The following is a 19,253-nucleotide window of genomic DNA, read 5'->3' as shown; positions in this document are numbered from 1 at the left end:
ATTTATATTAAATTATAAAACAATGTGTGAAAAAATAAAAAAAGTAGTAATTGATTTTAGAATATTTTAAAGAATAGTGGTATGAATACTTGTGATGGTAAGATTACAAGTGTTGCTATACTTACAGCTAAATTAGTACCAATCACTACAAGTAATACTCTGAATATATTATTATTCCATAAATCTCTTAAAGAGTTAATATCATTTAAGTTTTTAATATCTTTTTTACGAACTTTACGATATTTTAATTCAGTTAAACCACTGAACCATCCTGCTGCAAGTAATGGGTGGATTATTGTTAATGGTGCAACTACTCCTCCAACGAGTGCGGATTGAATTTTACTACCACTACATATGGATCCTACAAATCCCATTATCATACTTATTATGATGAATTCTGCTATGTTCCATTCAATTTTAATACCTTTTATAAATGCAAGAAAAAATATCACAATGAATAGTATTGGTATCATTGCTAAGATTATTTTAAGCCATGGTATTCCACCTTTTTTTTCAGTATTAGTTATTTCACTAATTGGTGGTATTGTTTCTGGATTATCTAAGTAACGATTTATTCCGTCTTGGTGTCCTGCACCTACAACTGCTATTACTTTATCTTCTTCAATAGATCGTATACTGTTTGCAAGGTATGCGTCTCTTTCTTGTACGAGTGCATGGTAAGCTCCAGGGGATACTTCTTGGAAATATTCCATTACTTCTTCTAAGGTTTCCTCGTTTTTTAACTCTTCAATGTCTATTTCTTCGGTTTCATCGTCACCTGAGAAGAAACTTGTTACTGTGCTGAAGAGGAATTTAAGTTTTTCCCAAAAACTCATATTGTTTAAGGTTCTTTGAAGTGTTATGTTTATGTCACGATCGAGTAGGGCGATTTTTATTCCTAAATCATTTGCTGCATCTGCTGCTGCTATCATTTCAGAACCAGGTTTAACATCTAAGTTTGCCCCGATTTTGTTTTGAATATATGAGAGTATGGTGGTTGCGAAGAATAATCCGACTTTGTTTTCTTTTATTATTTGTTTGATGTGGATTGATTCTTCATCATCAACGAGTCCAGCTCTTTCTTTCATTAATCTATCGTATCGTCCATAATCTAATTCTATTCCAACCACGTCTGGTTGTAATTCATAGATAGTGTTTTTAACTTCTTCCACACTATCTGAGGATACGTGAGCTGTTCCAATTATTGTTAAACATTCTCTTTTCATAGGTAAAAACTCTTAAAAATATATTTTTTAAATTATTCTTCTTTTTTTATAAAAAAATTTTATGGGGGGGTGGTATTATATTTTTTATAAATTAAGAAAAATCTTTAATTTATCATGTTTTATTTTATTAACTATTTAAATAATATCTTTATAAGTATATAAAACTTATTTTTTTTAGATCAATTCTAATTTTTTATTTTTATACATTACTACATTATTTGTTATATTTTTCTTTATGCAGTAGTTTATGTCTTCAGTGTGTCCTAATTTTTTTAGGACTTGACTGGAGTGAGTGTTTAGTATTGATTCAGTGAAGTTTTCCTCATCTCGTGATGCAAGAATGCTTCCTATTGCATATTCACTTATTTCATCTGTACTTTTTAATTCTTTTTTTATCCAGTACAATATTTCACCACAAGCAAGGTAATCTTCTAAGGCAAAATTATGTTTTCTTCCAGCCATTACAAGGTCTATTTCTGTGCTTGCTATTTCAACTGCTTTTTTAGCCACAGCTTTTGCATTTATAAAGCTACCTATTAATACAGTTGAGTTCATTGCTTCCATTATTCTTGTTCCATTAGTTGTTGTTAAGACTAATGTGTCTTTATCTGTTTTGTAATTTTCAACTTTTTCAGGGGAGTTTCCTATTTGAAATCCCTCTAATTTTTTCCCTAATCTTTCCCCGGCAAGTACTGCATTTTCAGTTTTTGCAATTTTTCTTGCTTCTTCTGGTGTGAATGCTGGGATTACTTTTTTAAAGTTATTGAATGCTATGGTCATTGTGGCGCTTGCTCTTAAGGCATCTACTACAATGCTCACATCTTTACTTTGGGTTTTCTCAAGACTTAATGTTACTTTCATTTCCTTTTTTCCTTTAAAATTTAATTAAAATAATAATAATTATTAATATATATTAAGAATTAAATATTATTTAACAATAAAGTATTTATAAAAAAATGAAAAATCATTTAATAATAATTATTTAAAAAAAATTTTTATTTTATCTTTTTTTAATGGTGACATCATAATATGAAAATAGTTGTAACTCCAATGTGTGAAAAAATTGTACTATGGGCAGGTATATGTGACTATACTGTAAATAAGTTTCCAGATACAGAAAAAAATATGGATATAGCAATAGTTTTAGCTGAAAGGGAAACTAATATGGATTCTATAAATATAAGTTTAAACACATTTAAACAAATCAAAGAATCAATTAATAAAATATCTCAAATATTTAAAACAGATATTGATGAGGAAACTATAGAAAAAATATTTAAAAATAATAGGGATGCTTATAATATAATAAATAATTTAGATAATATACGCTATGAGAATAAAGACATTAATGTTAAAGTATACTCAAATTTTTTAAAAGACATTGTATGTGATTTAGGTTTTAATATAATAAATGATGAGAATACAGATTATAATATTGTAATTTATCCAGATTACCTTTCAAATCAAATAAGCATGGAAAATAAGGATTGTAAATTAATTAAGGTGGCCTCACATTCTAATGTACCTAATAATCCATTAGAACGTGCAGTCACACGGTATAATATTATATTAAATAATATTTAATTTTTAAAAAAATTTTTATATTCTATTAATATAATAATATATTATATAATATAATTATCTGTAATTTATTTAGTAAAATTTTTTTTTAGGGAGATTTTAATAGTATGTATGAAACATTAACATATGAAGGTGGAGTTCATAGAAGCGAAGAATTAAAAGAACTCATTGAAGATTTAGGTGGGTTTATTCTTCAAGAAAACGTTTTACAAATGGAATTAATCATTAATATGGCTGTTCCAATGGAAGATGTTGATAAAGTTAAAGAAAAAGCTAAAGAAATTCTTGGTGAAATAACAGTTGCACCTATGGCAGGAACTGAAATTGCTATTGTATCTCCAACTCTTGCAAGACATCACCTACCTCATGCAGCATGTGATATTAGTGAATATTTACGTCGTTATGGTGCAAAAGATAATATGATCGGTTTAGCTCGTGGTCATGGTAAAGGTACCTCTGGAATTTCAGAAATTGAAAAAGATTTAATTGAGGAACATGATATAGCTATTTTTGCTCTTGGAAGTTTTAAAGATTGTATTATTGATAAATCTTTCCTTTATGATGATATAGACATACCAGTTATTGTTACAGGATCTCCAGAAATAGATTTAGAAGATTTACCTGGAGCTGATGCTTATGTTTCAGGTTTAGGTCGTATACCTCGTAGATTAAAAAGAGGACCAGATATTCGTGCTTTGAAAAGATTAGTTGATGTTGTTGAAGATCAATTAACAATTTTAAAAAAAGATTTAGCTCAAGACCCTCCATTATTCCCAAGTATACTTGTTAAAAATGAGATTGAATCTCAAGTTCCAGCAATCCATGAAGTAATTAGTCCAACACCTGTAACTAGTCAAATTAGTGGTTTACGTGTTAAATTGGATTATGATAAGTATCATGAAGTCATTGAAAATGTTATGATTGATGATAAAAAATTAAAGGATATAGCTAGTGTTGAAAAATCTCATATGTATGATTATATTCTAGTTCGTCTTTTAAATGAAAGTTCTTTAGTTTAAATAAATTTTATAAAAATTTTTTATACTTTTTCTTATTCTATTAAATTATATATTTTTTTTGGTGTTTTTTGTGGAAAGTTTAAAGGAACGTTATATTTTAAATTCAGTTTTCCCTTCAATTATTTTAAGTTTTTATAATTATTTTTTATTAAAAGCTATGTGGGCTTTGATTGGTAGTCCTGATAATAATATAATTATGTTTTTAAGTGTTGGTGTATGTGTTTTAACTTTAATCTTTTCATATATTGAATTATATAATTCTAATAATGTGACACGTTCTATTATGGTTGTTTTGGAATCATGGAAATGGCCGTCTCTTATTTTCTTGTTTGTAATGATAATTTTATACTTAATTTCATATTTTGTAATAATACCTAAAATTATTACACTTAGTATATATCTTGTGGTGTTTTTAATAGGATTTTATGCTTATTATAATGCTCATAAAATTAAAGTCATTGGATATGAATTAGAAATTGAAAACTTAAAAGAAGAACTAAACATTATCCATATATCTGATATTCATTATGGGACCTATAGAAATCAAGGATTACTTAAAAAAATTGTTAAAAAAATTAATCACTTAGCAAATAAAGGGGCTCAACTTGTAATAATTAGTGGAGATTTAGCTGATGGATCAACAAGTATAGGAAAAGATGATTTTAATGAATTTAAAAATAGTAAAATACCTGTAATATTCACACCTGGAAATCATGATTATTATCCTGGAATAGATAATGTATACGTGGCTTGTGAAAATGCTGGAATCTATATTTTAAGTGATAATTACTGTACATTTAAAGATTTAAATATATATGGTTTAGATTATAGTTTTAAAAATCCAGAAAAATCATTTAATCAGTTTAATATTAATCTTGAAGATAATAATATAATAGTTTATCATGCACCTCAACACTGGGGGGAATTTATTAAATATGGTTTTGATATTCAATTATCTGGTCATACTCATGGTGGACAATTTTATCCTGCAAATTTATGGGTTGGAAAGTTTTTCCCATTTTGTAAAGGATTATTCATTAATAATCAAGGAGAGAAGACTAGTTATTTATCTGTATCTACAGGTGTAGGTACTATGGGTCCACCATTACGTTTAGGTACAAATAGTGAAATGGTTTTATTAAAACTCTTACCAAAAAAATAAAACTTACACATTTATTTTTTTAGTAGAGGGATTATTTATTTTAACTAGAAATTATATAAAAGATTCTTATGCAAATAGTAGCTGATGTTGGTGGAATTCCTGGAAAAGATTGTAGAGGATTTTGTAAATATTGTTATTTTCGTAAAGTAAAACCTATTGAACCTTTAGGTTGTAGGTACTGTCCTCCAAATACTGTAGGTTGTAAACATTGTGGTGAAGGTGTTTGTGAGACAGGTTCAGAGTTTAAACCTTCATTTCTTGTTATGAATGAGATTCAAACTGCTATGATGATGAATCAAACAAGTGATAAAGAACTTAAAGTGAATATTTCAGGTGGTGGGGATGTTAGTTGTTATCCTCAACTTGAAGAATTGGTAGCTGGAATTAATCAGTTTGGACTTAAATCACATCTTGGTTATACTAGTGGTAAAGGGATTGATGATTCTAAGATGGCTTCAAGATTAATGAATCTTGGTGTTGATGAGGTTACTTTCACTTTATTTGCTAATGATATTGGTTTACGTAAGGAATGGGTTAAGGATCCTAGTCCTGAGGCTTCTCTTGAATCTGCTAAACTTTTTGCTGAAAGTGCTAATCTTTATGCTGCAAGTGTTATTATTCCTGGGGTGAATGATGGTGAAGTTTTACGTAAAACTTGTGAATCTTTAGAGGAGTGGGGTGCTAAAGCTTTACTTTTAATGAGATTTGCTAATAGTACTAATCAGGGTCTTATTTTAGGTAATTCTCCAATTGTTGGGGATGTTAACTCTCAAAGTCTTGATGAGTTTTCATTGCTTGTTCAGGAAATTAATAAGGAGTATGATTTAAGAGTTACTGGAACTCCTTTAGGTGATCCTACTATTAATGCTCCATTTATTATTGCTCGTGATGGTAATGAGGAGTATTTACAATTTCTTAAAGAGGTTACTGGTGAGGCAACTATTATTACTAGTAAGTTAGCTGCACCATTTATTAGTAAAGTGTTTAAAAAGATTGGTGCTAATAATGTTAATGTTATTGGTACTGATAAGGAGATTGCTTGTTTAATGACTCAGGAAGATTTTGAATCTGTTGATTTAAGTCAGGTTAAAGATTCTGTTATTATTCCGGGTCGTAGTTTTGTTCATGATAAGGTTGCTGAGGATATATTTTCACGTGATGGTGTTGAACGTGTTGTTGGTAGGGGACCTGATACTTTAAGTGTTGATGGGGAATTAAGTAGTGGTTTTACTGAAGAGGAAGTTATTATGGAGGAATTAGAATCTTTTAGGGATTTGATTGATGCTATTAACTTCTTTGGGATGAGACCTAGTTAACTGTTTTTTTTCTTTTTTCAGTATTACTTTTTATTTTTTCTTATTCTATTTTTTTCTTATATTTTTTGGTGTTTTAATGTTTTGGATGGTTTTTAAAGGTTTTTTGCTTTTATTTTCTTTTTTGTAAGGTTTTTGTGTTTTTTGTTTGATTTTTTTAAATCTTTTTTTTATTTTAGTCTTTTTATTATTTTTATTTTTCAAAACTTTTTTTATTATTTTTATCAGTTTTTTTATTATTTTTCGTTGTGTTTAAAACGTTTGAAAGTTTATAATAATTGAAGAATATTAAAAATTAATTTTATAAATTTAAGATTATTTTAACTTATTATACAATTTTTTCATGTTTAAGTTAAAAAATTTTCATTTAATTTTTAAGATTTCAATTTTTTTTAATTTAAAAAACTAAACTTAATATTTTTTGGTGTTTTACTTAAATTATCTTATTTAACTTAGTATTTGTTTTGTTTTAATTTTATTATTGATTTTTCATGTTTTAATCTTTTGTTCTTTTAAATTTTTTATTTTTAGCTTCATTTGTTCTTAATAAATTTAGTAATACTTTTTATCCCAATAATAAGAAACAACTTAATTTAACTTATCATTAATAAAGTTTACTAAATCTTTCTAAAAAATATATTTATATTATATCTTATTCAAAGATAAAATCGTATACCAAATAGCTGGCTATTGCAATACTTGCTTTGTAGCTTACTCACTTCAAACATATTTTATATAAAACTGTTTGATTGAGTGGTATATTAGTAACTCTATTAAATTAGGAGGGAAAAAATGGCAAAGTTTGATGATAAAGTCGATTTATACGACGAAAGAGGTTCATTAGTTTCATCTGATGTACCTATCGAAGCTCTAAGTCCACTACGAAATCCTGCAATACAAAAAATTATTCAAGGTGTAAAACGGACTGTAGCAGTTAACTTAGAAGGTATCGAAAACGCATTAAAAACTGGATCTGTTGGAGGAAACAAATCCAAGATTCTAGGAAGAGAAATGGATCTCGACTTAGTAGGAAACGCTGACGCTATTGGAGCATCTTTAAAGAAAATGATCCAAGTAGATGAAGGAGACGACACATTAGTAGAACCTATCTCTGGTGGTAAAAGATTAAAAGTACAAATTCCAACCAAAAGATTAGCTTGTGCTGCAGAATACTCTGTATCCCCATTAGCTACCGCAGCTGCTTTAACACAATCCATTATTGAAAACATGGATGTAAGCATCTACGATGGTAACATGGTAAAAGCTGCAATCTTAGGAAGATACCCACAATCTGTAGATTACATGGGAGCTAACATTGCAACTATGTTAGATGTACCACAAAAACTCGAAGGACCTGGTTACGCATTAAGAAATATTGGTGCAAACCACTTCGTAGCTGCAACTCTTAAAAACTCATTACAAGGAACTGCTCTTTGTTCTATATTTGAACAATCTGCTATGTTCGAAATGGGAGATGCAATCGGTGCATTCGAAAGATTACACTTATTAGGTTTAGCTTACCAAGGTTTAAATGCTGATAATATGGTATTAGATTTTGTTAAACAAAACGCAGAAGGTAACGTTGGTAATGTTGTAGCTTCAACAGTTGACAAAGCTATTGGCGATAACGTTATTTCTGAAGCAGAAGATTTAAACGGCTTCAAATTATACAAAACAGACGATGTAGCAAAATGGAATGCATATTGTGCTGCTGGTTCCATAGCAGCTGTTATGGTTAACGTTGGTGCAGCAAGAGCTGCTCAAGGTATTCCAAGTACCTTATTATACTTCAACGATAACATAGAATTTGCAACTGGTTTACCTGGTCTTGACTTCGGTAGAGCAGAAGGTGTAGCTGTAGGATTCAGTTTCTTCAGTCACTCCATCTACGGAGGAGGAGGTCCTGGTATCTTCAACGGTAACCACGTTGTAACCAGACACAGTAAAGGATTCTGTATTCCACCAGTAGTAGCTGCAATGTCCTTAGATGCAGGTACTCAACTTTTCAGCCCAGAAAAAACCTCTGGACTTATTAAAGAAGTATACAGTTCATTCGATGAATTCCGTGAACCTTTAAAATACGTTGCAGAAGCAGCTGATGAAATCAAAGGAGACATCTAAGTAATCTATGAATTTATAAAAATTCATCCAAAATCTAATTTATTAAATAAAAAACATGAGGTAATTAAATGGATATAGAAATATTCCCTTTTAGAATACTCGGTTCAGACACTACCGAAAAATTATTAAATGAAATTGAATCATTAGATGATGTGAAAAGAACAGTCATTCATGGACCAAGATTCCCACCTTTAGATGATTTTGAACGTAAATACGGAGATCGCAGAGTCATCACAATAAACGGTGAAGAAGTTGAATTAAAAGTCAAGACTGGTCGTATATGGATTGAATTGGGAAACACTGAAACAATCGATTTAATTGATGAAATTTGTGGTAAATATCTTCCATTTGGTTATGATATTAACACTAACCGAGAACAATACATCAGAAAGTCTAGAACTGTTACTGATGATATGAAATATGGGAATGTTGATATGCCAGATGAATTAATTGGAATGACTGATCAACACTCAAAATTTTCAGAAAGTGTTTCATTAATTAAAAAAGATAAGAGTAATTCTTAAAATTTAAATAAAAATTAATATTTTATAAATGTGATTAACAATGATTGGAAGAAAAAGTCATGTAGTGGATTGTCGAGAAACTAGAGGTCTTGGTGAAGGTGGAGGTATTGCTCAAAGAGGAACTTTCGCTCAATGTGGAAGTGATGTTGTTGCAGTAGCTATGTCTCCTGGTAGACGTCACATTACTAAGCCTGTATGTGAAATCACATTTGCACTTCGTGAATCTAATCTTTTAACCAGTACTATTATCTTAGATGCAGGTTCAGGTGTTCCTCGTGATGCTCCTTCTGCTAGTGGTGGAAGCCTTTTTGGTTTAACCAATAAAGAGATTGAGCAAATGAGTCAATATAAATTACTTGTTGTGCATTTAGGTGGAGTTAAAAATCATATTATATACAAAGCAAGATTAATTTTAAGAAATGTTAATAAACCTTGTGTTATTATTTGCGAATACCCTATTGATTTTGAAGACCTTGCAAAAATTGGTGTTAAAACTTTAAAGGTTATGCCTGATGAAGTTAAAACCAAGGGCACTGTTGTGGGAATTATTAGTGGTGTTATTCGAGGAGAAACAGCTCCTCAGGAAAAATTAGATGAGATTATTAGAAAAGTCAAAATAGGATTAGGAGATGTATGATTATGGTACAATATTATCCAGGAACTTCTCAGGTTGCAGAAAATAGACGTAAATTTATGGATCCATCAAACGATCTTGAAGTTTTACGTGAAATATCTGATGAAGATGTAGTAAAAATTTTAGGTCACAGAGCTCCAGGTGAAGAATATAAAAGTGTTCACCCACCATTAGAAGAAATGGATGAGCCTGATGATATTATTAGAGAACTTGTAACACCTATTGATGGTGCTAAAGCAGGGGACAGAGTAAGATATATTCAATTCACTGATTCCATGTATTTCGCTCCAGCTCAACCTTTCTTAAGAGCTAGATCTTACGTAAACAGATTTAGAGGTGTAGATACTGGTACTTTATCTGGTCGTCAAATTATAGAATGTCGTGAAAGAGATTTAGAAAAATTATCTAAAGAAATCTTACAAAACGAATACTTTGATCCAGCTAGAACTGGAATCAGAGGTAAAAGTGTACACGGACACTCTTTAAGACTCGACGAAGACGGTATGATGTTTGATATGTTAAGAAGACAAATATTCAACAAAAAGACCGGTAAAGTCGAAATGGTTAAAAACCAAATAGGTATTGAATTAGATGAACCTGTAATTTTAGGTGAACCTATTGATGAAGAAACCTTAAAACAAAAAACCACCATCTACAGAAGAGACGGTGACTCCTACAGAGAAGATAAAGATGCTGTAAAAGTTTGTCAAAACATTCACGTATCTAGATCTATAGGTGCATACAATCCAGAAATATATGGAAACAAGAAGGTAGAATAATATGGCAGCAGATAAAAAGTTCATGGAAGCTTTAACAAAAAAGTTTAAAGAAGATCCTACCGACAGAACCACTACTTTTTATAACTTAGGTGGTTGGAGACAATCTGAAAGAAAAACTGAATTTGTTAAAGAAGGAGAAGAAATTGCTAAAAAGAGAGGAATCCCAATGTACAATCCAGACGTTGGTTCCCCTCTTGGTCAAAGAGCTTTAATGTCTTACCAATTATCCACAACTGATACTTTTGTTGAAGGTGACGATTTACACTTTATTAACAACGCAGCTATTCAACAAGCTTGGGATGACATTAGAAGAACTGTTATTGTAGGATTAAACACTGCACACACAGTTCTTGAAAAAAGATTAGGTATGGAAGTAACTCCAGAAACAATTACTAATTACTTAGAAACTGTAAACCACGCAATGCCTGGTGGAGCTATTGTTCAAGAACATATGGTTGAAACCAACCCTATGTTAGTAGCAGACAGTTATGTAAAAGTATTCACTGGGGACGATGAATTAGCAGATGAAATTGATGATTGCTTCGTTTTAGATATTAATAAAATGTTCCCTGAAGAACAAGCTGAAGCTTTAAAGAAAGAAGTAGGTTCTGCAGTATGGCAAGCAGTTAGAATTCCTTCCCTTGTAGGTAGAGTTTGTGATGGAGGTACTACCTCTCGTTGGTCTGCTATGCAAATCGGTATGTCTATGATTTCTGCTTACAATCAATGTGCTGGTGAAGGTGCAACTGGTGATTTCGCTTACGCATCTAAACACGCAGAAGTTGTAAACATGGGTACTTACTTACCTGTAAGAAGAGCAAGAGCTGCAAATGAAGTCGGTGGTATTCCATTCGGATTCATGGCAGATATTGCACAAGGTAGTAGAACTAACCCAGATGACCCTGTTCGTTCCTCCTTAGAAGTTGTAGCATTAGGTGCTGCACTTTACGATCAAATCTGGTTAGGTTCTTACATGTCTGGTGGAGTCGGATTCACTCAATATGCTACAGCAGCATATACTGATAATATCTTAGATGACTTCTCTTACTATGGACAAGAATATGTAGAAGATAAATATGGTGGATTATGTGAAGCTCCTAATAACATGGATACTGTTCTTGATGTAGGTTCTGAAGTTGCATTCTATGCTTTAGAACAATACGAAGACTATCCTGCTTTACTTGAAACTCACTTCGGTGGTTCTCAAAGAGCATCTGTTATTTCCGCAGCATCTGGTATATCTACTGCATTTGCTACTGGTAATGGTCAAACTGGTTTAAGTGCTTGGTACTTATCCATGTACTTACATAAAGAAGAACATTCCAGATTAGGATTCTATGGTTTCGATTTACAAGATCAATGTGGTGCAGCTAACGTATTCTCTATAAGAAACGACGAAGGTTTACCAATTGAAATGAGAGGACCAAACTATCCTAACTATGCAATGAATGTAGGTCACCAAGGTGAATACGCAGGTATTGCTCAAGCTCCTCACTCAGCTCGTAAAGATGCATTTGCATTTAACGCTTTAGTTAAAATCGCATTTGCTGACCCAAGTTTAACATTTGACTTCGGTGCTGTACGTTCTGAATTTGCTAAAGGTGCTTTAAGAGAATTTGAACCTGATGGTGAAAGATCTGTCATCATTCCAGCTAAATAAACACGAAATATTTTAAGACTAAGATAGGTGTTTTTAATTAAACACCTATTTTTTTTCTTAATTTTCTCGATTTATTTTCAAAAATAAAATTACAATCAATTTTAATAATTATCAAATAAGGTTTAATCTTTTTGTTTTCCTAAAAACTTTTTAGTAAAGCTTATATTAAACTTTTTTATATAGATATAAAGTATAGGTTAAACTATCCTATATTCAAATAAATCAAAAAATGTTTTCAAAGAGGTTAAACTTCCTTTTGAATATTTAAAAAAAATAATACAAAAAAATGTAAAACAATTTCTAATTTTTAGAAAGTTTTACTTTAGTTTATAAGTTTTCATTAAGTTATAAACTATTTACTCTAATAAAAAGGAATTCGAGTGGATATTAATAAATAAAATTAAATCATTTTTTTCATGATTTATAATAAAATATTAAAAATTTAGAATTTATTTTTAATGGAGAAAAAAAATCAATTAATAAAAAAATGAGTGCAATCCTTTAAAAAATGGGATAACAATTATTTTTTTTGGGATAAAAATAATTGTTAATGATTAATTATTAATTAATCAGAACCATTATAAAGTGAGAAATAATTATTAAAGAAGATAATTATTATTGTTTTCTTTAAATTAGCTTATTAAATTTATTAAATTAATTTAATAAAAACTAAGGAGGAAAAAATATATGGACCCAATTACATTAGGTGTAGTCGCATTAATCGGAATAGCTGCTACTATTGGTGGGGCATCAGAAGATATCGAATCTGATATCGGTTCTGAAAGTAACCCTAACTCACAAGTACAACTCGCTCCGCAAATGGGACATTTACACAGAATGGTAAATAAAGCGATCTCTGGGGAACCAGTCGCTTACGGTGTATGGTGTGGAATTTCTTGTTCCGTAGCTTATTTAGTTATGACATTAAATGCTGGATTTTTATCCTTACCTATTATAGCTATAGCTATTGGTGCAACAGTCGCTGCTCTTGTACACGTTATATATACAACAACAGCTCATATTGGTCGTATTGTTGGTCAAGCTCAGTTCCAACAACCACTATTTTATGATCTATTGATTGAATGTTTAGGACCTATTGCAGGTCATGGATTTATTGCAACTTTTTGTATTACAAGTTTCTGTTATTTAATGACAATCCCTCTCGGAGGAAATCCTTTAGTTAGCTTCCCATTACCTGTTTTAGGTGTTGTATGGGGTATTACTATTGGTGCTATCGGATCTTCAACTGGGGATGTTCACTACGGTACAGAAAGTGAATATCAAACTTACCCATTTGGTGGAGGTACTCCTGTAGCTATTCAAGGAGATATAGTTACTAAAGAAGCATGTGGTGCTAAAAACAGTATCGATGTAGGAAACTTTTGTGCTAAATTTGGTGGACCTTTAACTGGTGTTTGTTTCGGTTTAATTGTATTCTTCAGTTTCTGGATTACTGTTGTATTCGGAGTTACTGGTGGTATTATTGCTGGTGCAATAATTATATTAATTTTAATCTATCTTAACTTTAGATTAGAAACTTTTGCTCGTAATGTTTATGGACCTTATGAAGAAGAAGCTGAACCTGCAGAAGAAGCTGAAATTGTAGAAGAAGCTGAAAAGGCAGGACAATAAGGAGGATAAAATTATGTTAGACCCAATTAGTTTAATTATATTTATCGCTGTAGGTGGAGTTCTTATTGGAGCAGGTGTACACTTTATTCCTGTAGGTGGAGCTCCAGCAGCTATGGCAACAGCAACCGGTGTAGGTACTGGTACAGCTATGTTAGCAGCAGGTGCAGGTATGACTGGACTTGTTACAGCAGCTTCAATGACTGGTCAACCAATGATTCTTGTTGTTTTAGCAGGTGCAATTGGTGCAATGTTAATGATGGGATTCACCATGTTAATCGCAAACTATATTTATGTATATGGTTGTGGTGTTGTACCAGCTTCTGCAAAAGTAGATAACGATCCTATTACTGGTAGAAATCAAGAAATTTATTGTACACCTGGTACAGAAGGACACGGAATTCCTACTGTCTGTTTCGTCAGTGGAATTATAGGTTCTCTCATGGGTGGTGCAGGTGGTGGACTTATTTACTATGTAGTAAATAATGCAGCTACCAACGCTAGTTTTATTACAACCCCTATTGAAGCAGCAGCATTAGCAGCTATTATCGCTATTTCTGTTTATTTCATTAATTCTGTTATTGCTTCTTATAATATAGGTGGTACTATTGAAGGATTCCATGATCCTAAGTTCAAAAAAATTGGTCGTGGATTCGCAGCTTGTCTTATAGCATCCATTCTCTGCGCTATACTTTGTGTACTCATTTTAGGAGGTATCTAAAATGGCTGAAGAAAACGCAGTTAATTCTAATGCATTACTTGCAGTAGGAATAATTGGTGGATTATTAGGAATTTATTTAGTTGGTATCAACTCTCTTATAGGACCACTTCTTGCTTGTTTAGGTGGTATTTGTGCTATCGTATGGGGTGCAAATGCTATTAGAACCGTTGCAGGATATGGTTTAGGTACTGGTGTACCTTCTATAGGTTACATGTGTTTAGCTATTGGTATTATTGGTGGATTATCTGGTCTTGCTTTAACATTAGTTCCAGCTTTATCTGGATTTGTAATGTTAGGACCTGTATTTGCTTTAATAATTGCAATGGTTTTAGGTTTCATTGTAGCAGTTGTTGTTAAAAAAATTGTAGGAATGAAAATACCTGTTTTACTTAGATGTACTACTGAAATTGCTGGAGCAGCTGCTTTATCTGTTATAGCATTTTCCGTAGCATTAGCTGGAGCTTATGATATTAATTCTATATCTGCTGCAGTTCTTATACCAGGTTATATTGTTTTATTCTTTATTTTAAACACTATGGCTATACAAGAACCATTTAATGCTTGTCTTGGACCTAACGAAGATCAAAAAAGAACTTTAACCTTAGCTGTTGCTAATGGTTTCCTTGCAATTTGTGTCGTTGGTTTATTATTAATACCTTCTGGATTTGTTTCCTTATTAGTAATAATAGTTGGAGTTATTGGATGGATTTGCAGTTACAGAAAATTCCTTAAAATGTCTAATGAAGCTGCAGCATCCGTTAAATGGTCTGGTTTATGGCCTAAAACAGAGGATCAATAGGAGGTTCAATTATGGAAATGTTACCTTTAATTCAAGTTGTCCCAGAAATGGATCTAGCTATTGACCCTGTAACAGGATCAATAGGTGGAGCTATTGGTGGCGGAGTTTTAGTCACCTTAGACGATGTTAATGTTGAAATAGATAAAATAGAAGAAGCAGCTGATGAATTAATTAATTCTTTAGATCCAACCACTGCTCCTGTAGGTGCTTATGCTGGAAGAGCAGGTTCCTATGTTACTGCAGGTAAACAAACAAACTTTGTTTACGGATTCTTAATTGGATTACTTTTATTAGTAGCTATACTTCCTATTTTAGCTAAGATGGGGGTATTATAGATGGTAGATAAAAAAGAACCTGCAGCAGATTGGCCTCTTATCACAGGAGATTATGTTACAGGTGACCCTGAAAGCCCTGTTGCAGCTGTAACTTTAGCTTCTAATTTAGAAGAAGCTGCTGTTGCTGCTGGAGCTGCTATTGCAGGTCACTGTCACACTGAAAACCTTGGTCTTGAAAAAGTAATCGCTAACACTATTTCTGATCCAAACATCAGATTCTTAATAGTATGTGGTGCTGAAGTACAAGGACACATTACTGGTGCAAGTTTAATAGCTTTACATGAAAACGGTGCTGACCCTGACAAAGGAGAAATCATAGGTGCTCCTGGAGCTATCCCATATATCGATAATATTCCACAAGATGGAATTGCAAGATTCCAACAACAAGTTGAAATAGTTGATTTAATCGATGTAGAAGATGAAGGTCAAATTGCTTCCAAAGTAAAAGAATGTGTTGAAAAAGATCCAGGTGCTTTTGAAGAAGAAGCAATGGTAATCGACGTTAGTGACGACGATGAAGATGAAGATGAAGGAGATGCAGTACGTCCTGTAACCCCTGAAACCGCTTTACTCGAAGCACGAATGAGAAACATCAACACCCAAATCAAAATGATTGGAGCAGTTGAAAAGGATTTATCCGGTAATTATGCAGGTAAAGTACAAGGAATCATGATTGGTCTTGTATTTACCTTAGTAATCGGAGCTTTATTCTTAATAATATAAGTTAGGAGGTAGGATTATGGTTAAATTTTCAAACAAACCAAACATGAAAGGTATTAAAAGTACATCTGAAAACATTAATCGATCTTCTAAACTTATAGGAAGACAAGGTCGATTATGGTCAGGATTATATCAAACTAGAGTTAGTGGTATAGGATACGGACTTATATTTGCTTTTGCACTATGTCTTGTAATACCATTAATAGTTAAATTATGCGGAATGTAAAGAGGTGTTATGATGGCTGATAATGAAATACCTCAAGTACTTGTTTCTGCAGAAGAATTCGATAAATCTAGTGCAAGATTAGATGATGTTGAAGAAAAAGTTGATTTTACTATTGGTGAATATTACCAACGTTTAGGTCAACAATCTGGTAGAGATGTTGGTATTTTATATGGTATAATTATAGGAATGATAATATTGTTAGTATTTATTAAATTTAATTTAGTAGCAATATTGACAGGATTACTCTAGAATTAATATTTGGAGGATTAACAAATGTATAAGTTTGATAAAGAACAAGTCGTCGTAGATGTTGCTGGATGTAAATGTGGTGGTCAACCTGGAGAATATCCAACCGTACTTGCAGGAACTATCTTTTATGGCGGACACAAAATTATTAGTGATGAAAAAGAAGGAATTTTCGATAAAGACAAAGCTGAAGAATTAATTAAACATATGGAAGAAATGGAAGATACCACTGGTAACCCATGTATTATCCAAACTTTTGGTGCAACACCAGAAGCTATGGTAAAATACTTAGAATTTGTCGGTGATGTATCAGACAAGGCTTTCATGATTGATTCTACTAGTGCTGATGCTAAAGTAGCAGGTGCTAGATATGCTCAAGATGCAGGTTTATCTGACAGAGCTATATATAACAGTTTAAGTATGGCTTGTGAAGAACCTGAAATCGAAGCAGTTAAAGAAACCGATATTTCTTCTTCAATTATTCTCGGATTCAACCCAATGGAACCTGGTGTCGAAGGTAAAATCGATATTTGGGAAAATGGTGGATCTGTAATGGATCAAGGAATTCTTGAATTAGCAGACGAATGTGGTATTGATAAACCATTTATGGATGTAGCTATTACTCCTTTAGGTCAAGGTGCAGGTCCTGCACTCAGAACAACATTTGCTGAAAAAAGTAAATGGGGTTACCCTATAGGATCCGGTATTCATAATGTACCATCTGCATGGGATTGGTTAAGAGACTACAAAAAGACAGTACGTAAAGAAACTTTCCACGTATGTGATATAGGTTCTGACCTTTTACAAATTGCTGTAGGAGGCGACTTCTGTCTCTTTGGACCTATCGAAAACAGTCCTGATGTTTTCCCAGCAGCTGCTATGGCTGATGGATTCGTTGCTGAAGCTGCAAAAGATTTAGGAACTGAACCTATAGAAACTCACCCATTCAATAAATTATTATAAATAATTTTATTAGTTTGAGGATTTTACTATAGAGTTTACTTCTTTAAACTCTTTTAAAGTTAAACACGTAAAAAATATAAAGGCTTTATATGGGCTTTTAGGTTTTAAGTAAAAATTTTTTATTTAAAACTTAAATTCTATATAAAACCAATTTTTTTAAAACCATATTAATACTAATTTTACATAAATTATTACTAACTTTTTTTTACAAAAATTAAAACACCCCCTAGATTTAATTAAAATTCCTGGAAATCCTATTCTATATTAGAACAATTTAATAAAATTTATATTGTTATATTTATAAACCCAATAAACAAGTATAAAAGTAAAATAAAAAAATTTTATAATATTAATTTTAGGAGTTAAATGGTGTATAAAAATGTCATTTTTAGGTAATTTATTCAATAAAGGCCCAAAACCAGTTATAGCTCATAGTCAAACAGAAAAATTAGATTTTCTAAAAGCTAGTACTAACCGGCCTCAAAGTCCAGGTTTCAAAACAAGACCTGATGAGTATTATGTTGTTGCAAGTGTAGAACTCGGAAACACAACAACCAAATGTATTCTTACAGCTACCAACTTAAATTCTAGTAAATCCTACCTACTAGATAAAACAGTTAAAATGACTAGAGATATTCGAAAACCAAAACCAGACGAAGAAGTATTCGGTTCAACAGTTTGGGGAATAGAATTATCAAAAGAATCAGTAGCAGATTTAATAAAAGACACAGTACTAGAATCCCTACACAAAGCAAACGTAGACATGGAAAAAGACTTAGACTTCGTAGTACGTTCAACAGGTGTAACAGCAGGTTTCGCAACCACACAAGAAGTAGGTAAACTAGTAATAGCACTAGCAGACGGATGCTTAAATGCAGGTATACCACCTAAAAAAATGGCACCAGCAATGACCACACAACAATTACCAAAAAGATTACAAAATTTCACCCTACTAGACAATATAAGTTTCGATGGAGCAGTAGTAAGTGTAGTTCCACCAAGAGGCCGAGAAGTAGTAGCAAACGAAATGGAAGGAGAACTAGTAACAGCAGGAATAAAACTAGGAAGTAAATGGACAGAAGTCGATTACCGAAACCCCTGTGTCAGCCTAGATTTCGGAAGTACACTAGCCGGCCGTATAGTAAACAAAGAAGAACCATACGCAAATACAATAGGTAACTTTTTAGGACTTGCAGGTGTTATAAGTGATTCACTTGCACGTGGAAGTAAACAAGTAGACCCCAAAGGTGGAGCAGCACTAGATTTATATGATCCAAAACTCCTACGTAAAGGAGATCAGAAAAAAGCAAAAATCAATGCACATGAAGCACATAAACTCATAAACATCACCAAAGTACCAGAAGGTATGGAACGTTTCGGTACAGTACCATTAGACAGTACCCGAGCAAAAGATGCAGGAACCACTCTAATAGGTTGTGATGTTGGAACTAATGCAGATGGATTAGGCGAATTAATGGAATTAGGAGGACAATTCTATGATGAAGATGGTCTTCCAACCTTACTTGCAACAATGGATCATGTAAGTGCAATAATAGTTGACCGCTTACTAGATATAGCATTTGAAGAAAAACTTG

20 protein-coding genes are annotated in these 19,253 nt (G+C 32.0%); 18 read left to right on the top strand and 2 right to left on the bottom strand.

Annotated features, from left to right (window positions below):
- Positions 1-56 precede the first annotated feature (56 nt).
- Entirely contained in the window at positions 57-1,226 is a 1,170-nt protein-coding gene (locus BP769_RS07950) for a TraB/GumN family protein (RefSeq protein WP_413862377.1), read from the bottom strand.
- 174 nt (positions 1,227-1,400) lie between these two features.
- Positions 1,401-2,087 carry a 2-phosphosulfolactate phosphatase gene (gene comB / locus BP769_RS07945; RefSeq protein WP_413827367.1) on the bottom strand — a complete coding sequence of 229 codons (687 nt, stop codon included), beginning with the start codon at positions 2,085-2,087 and terminating at the stop codon, positions 1,401-1,403.
- Positions 2,088-2,255: 168 nt separating this feature from the next.
- Between comB and BP769_RS07940 the strand changes: the two genes are divergently transcribed.
- The 18 genes from BP769_RS07940 to BP769_RS07855 all read left to right on the top strand — a co-directional run.
- Positions 2,256-2,810 carry a hypothetical protein gene (locus BP769_RS07940; protein ID WP_413823983.1) on the top strand — a complete coding sequence of 185 codons (555 nt, stop codon included), beginning with the start codon at positions 2,256-2,258 and terminating at the stop codon, positions 2,808-2,810.
- Between the two features lie 104 nt (positions 2,811-2,914).
- On the top strand, positions 2,915-3,826 hold the full coding sequence (locus BP769_RS07935; protein WP_409198444.1) for a methanogenesis marker 7 protein: 912 nt from the start codon (positions 2,915-2,917) through the stop codon (positions 3,824-3,826).
- Between the two features lie 70 nt (positions 3,827-3,896).
- A complete protein-coding gene (locus BP769_RS07930) occupies positions 3,897-4,988 on the top strand; it encodes a metallophosphoesterase (protein ID WP_413823988.1) in 1,092 nt (363 codons plus the stop codon).
- A gap of 68 nt (positions 4,989-5,056) precedes the next feature.
- Positions 5,057-6,304, top strand: coding sequence for a methyl coenzyme M reductase-arginine methyltransferase Mmp10 (gene mmp10 / locus BP769_RS07925; protein WP_413827363.1), 1,248 nt, complete (start codon positions 5,057-5,059; stop codon positions 6,302-6,304).
- Positions 6,305-7,093: 789 nt separating this feature from the next.
- Positions 7,094-8,422, top strand: coding sequence for a coenzyme-B sulfoethylthiotransferase subunit beta (mcrB, locus tag BP769_RS07920; RefSeq protein ID WP_413827360.1), 1,329 nt, complete (start codon positions 7,094-7,096; stop codon positions 8,420-8,422).
- 68 nt (positions 8,423-8,490) lie between these two features.
- Positions 8,491-8,946, top strand: coding sequence for a methyl-coenzyme M reductase operon protein D (gene mcrD, locus BP769_RS07915; RefSeq protein ID WP_413823997.1), 456 nt, complete (start codon positions 8,491-8,493; stop codon positions 8,944-8,946).
- Between the two features lie 40 nt (positions 8,947-8,986).
- Positions 8,987-9,583, top strand: coding sequence for a methyl-coenzyme M reductase I operon protein C (gene mcrC, locus BP769_RS07910; protein WP_413824000.1), 597 nt, complete (start codon positions 8,987-8,989; stop codon positions 9,581-9,583).
- A gap of 2 nt (positions 9,584-9,585) precedes the next feature.
- Positions 9,586-10,359, top strand: a complete 774-nt coding sequence (mcrG, locus tag BP769_RS07905; protein WP_413824003.1) for a coenzyme-B sulfoethylthiotransferase subunit gamma — start codon at positions 9,586-9,588, stop codon at positions 10,357-10,359.
- Between the two features lies 1 nt (position 10,360).
- A complete protein-coding gene (gene mcrA / locus BP769_RS07900) occupies positions 10,361-12,019 on the top strand; it encodes a coenzyme-B sulfoethylthiotransferase subunit alpha (protein ID WP_413824006.1) in 1,659 nt (552 codons plus the stop codon).
- A gap of 687 nt (positions 12,020-12,706) precedes the next feature.
- Positions 12,707-13,651 (top strand): tetrahydromethanopterin S-methyltransferase subunit E, encoded by a 945-nt coding sequence (gene mtrE / locus BP769_RS07895; RefSeq protein WP_413824009.1) that lies wholly within the window; start codon positions 12,707-12,709, stop codon positions 13,649-13,651.
- 13 nt (positions 13,652-13,664) lie between these two features.
- Positions 13,665-14,369, top strand: a complete 705-nt coding sequence (gene mtrD, locus BP769_RS07890) for a tetrahydromethanopterin S-methyltransferase subunit D (protein WP_413824012.1) — start codon at positions 13,665-13,667, stop codon at positions 14,367-14,369.
- 1 nt (position 14,370) lies between these two features.
- Positions 14,371-15,168, top strand: coding sequence for a tetrahydromethanopterin S-methyltransferase subunit MtrC (gene mtrC, locus BP769_RS07885; RefSeq protein ID WP_413828995.1), 798 nt, complete (start codon positions 14,371-14,373; stop codon positions 15,166-15,168).
- Between the two features lie 11 nt (positions 15,169-15,179).
- On the top strand, positions 15,180-15,503 hold the full coding sequence (gene mtrB, locus BP769_RS07880) for a tetrahydromethanopterin S-methyltransferase subunit MtrB (RefSeq protein ID WP_409198455.1): 324 nt from the start codon (positions 15,180-15,182) through the stop codon (positions 15,501-15,503).
- Positions 15,504-16,226, top strand: a complete 723-nt coding sequence (gene mtrA, locus BP769_RS07875) for a tetrahydromethanopterin S-methyltransferase subunit A (protein ID WP_413862375.1) — start codon at positions 15,504-15,506, stop codon at positions 16,224-16,226.
- Between the two features lie 16 nt (positions 16,227-16,242).
- Entirely contained in the window at positions 16,243-16,449 is a 207-nt protein-coding gene (locus tag BP769_RS07870; protein ID WP_409198457.1) for a tetrahydromethanopterin S-methyltransferase subunit F, read from the top strand.
- 12 nt (positions 16,450-16,461) lie between these two features.
- Positions 16,462-16,698 carry a tetrahydromethanopterin S-methyltransferase subunit MtrG gene (gene mtrG, locus BP769_RS07865; protein WP_409198458.1) on the top strand — a complete coding sequence of 79 codons (237 nt, stop codon included), beginning with the start codon at positions 16,462-16,464 and terminating at the stop codon, positions 16,696-16,698.
- 24 nt (positions 16,699-16,722) lie between these two features.
- A complete protein-coding gene (gene mtrH, locus BP769_RS07860) occupies positions 16,723-17,658 on the top strand; it encodes a tetrahydromethanopterin S-methyltransferase subunit H (RefSeq protein ID WP_413824017.1) in 936 nt (311 codons plus the stop codon).
- 379 nt (positions 17,659-18,037) lie between these two features.
- On the top strand, positions 18,038-19,253 hold a 1,216-nt coding region (locus BP769_RS07855; RefSeq protein ID WP_413862373.1), incomplete at its 3' end, for a methanogenesis marker 14 protein.

The sequence above is a fragment of the Methanobrevibacter sp. UBA417 genome (assembly GCF_002508845.1).
Classification (GTDB): domain Archaea; phylum Methanobacteriota; class Methanobacteria; order Methanobacteriales; family Methanobacteriaceae; genus Methanobrevibacter_A; species Methanobrevibacter_A acididurans.
Note: the sequence above shows the minus strand (reverse complement) of the source record. Positions and strands in the feature narration are given on the sequence as shown.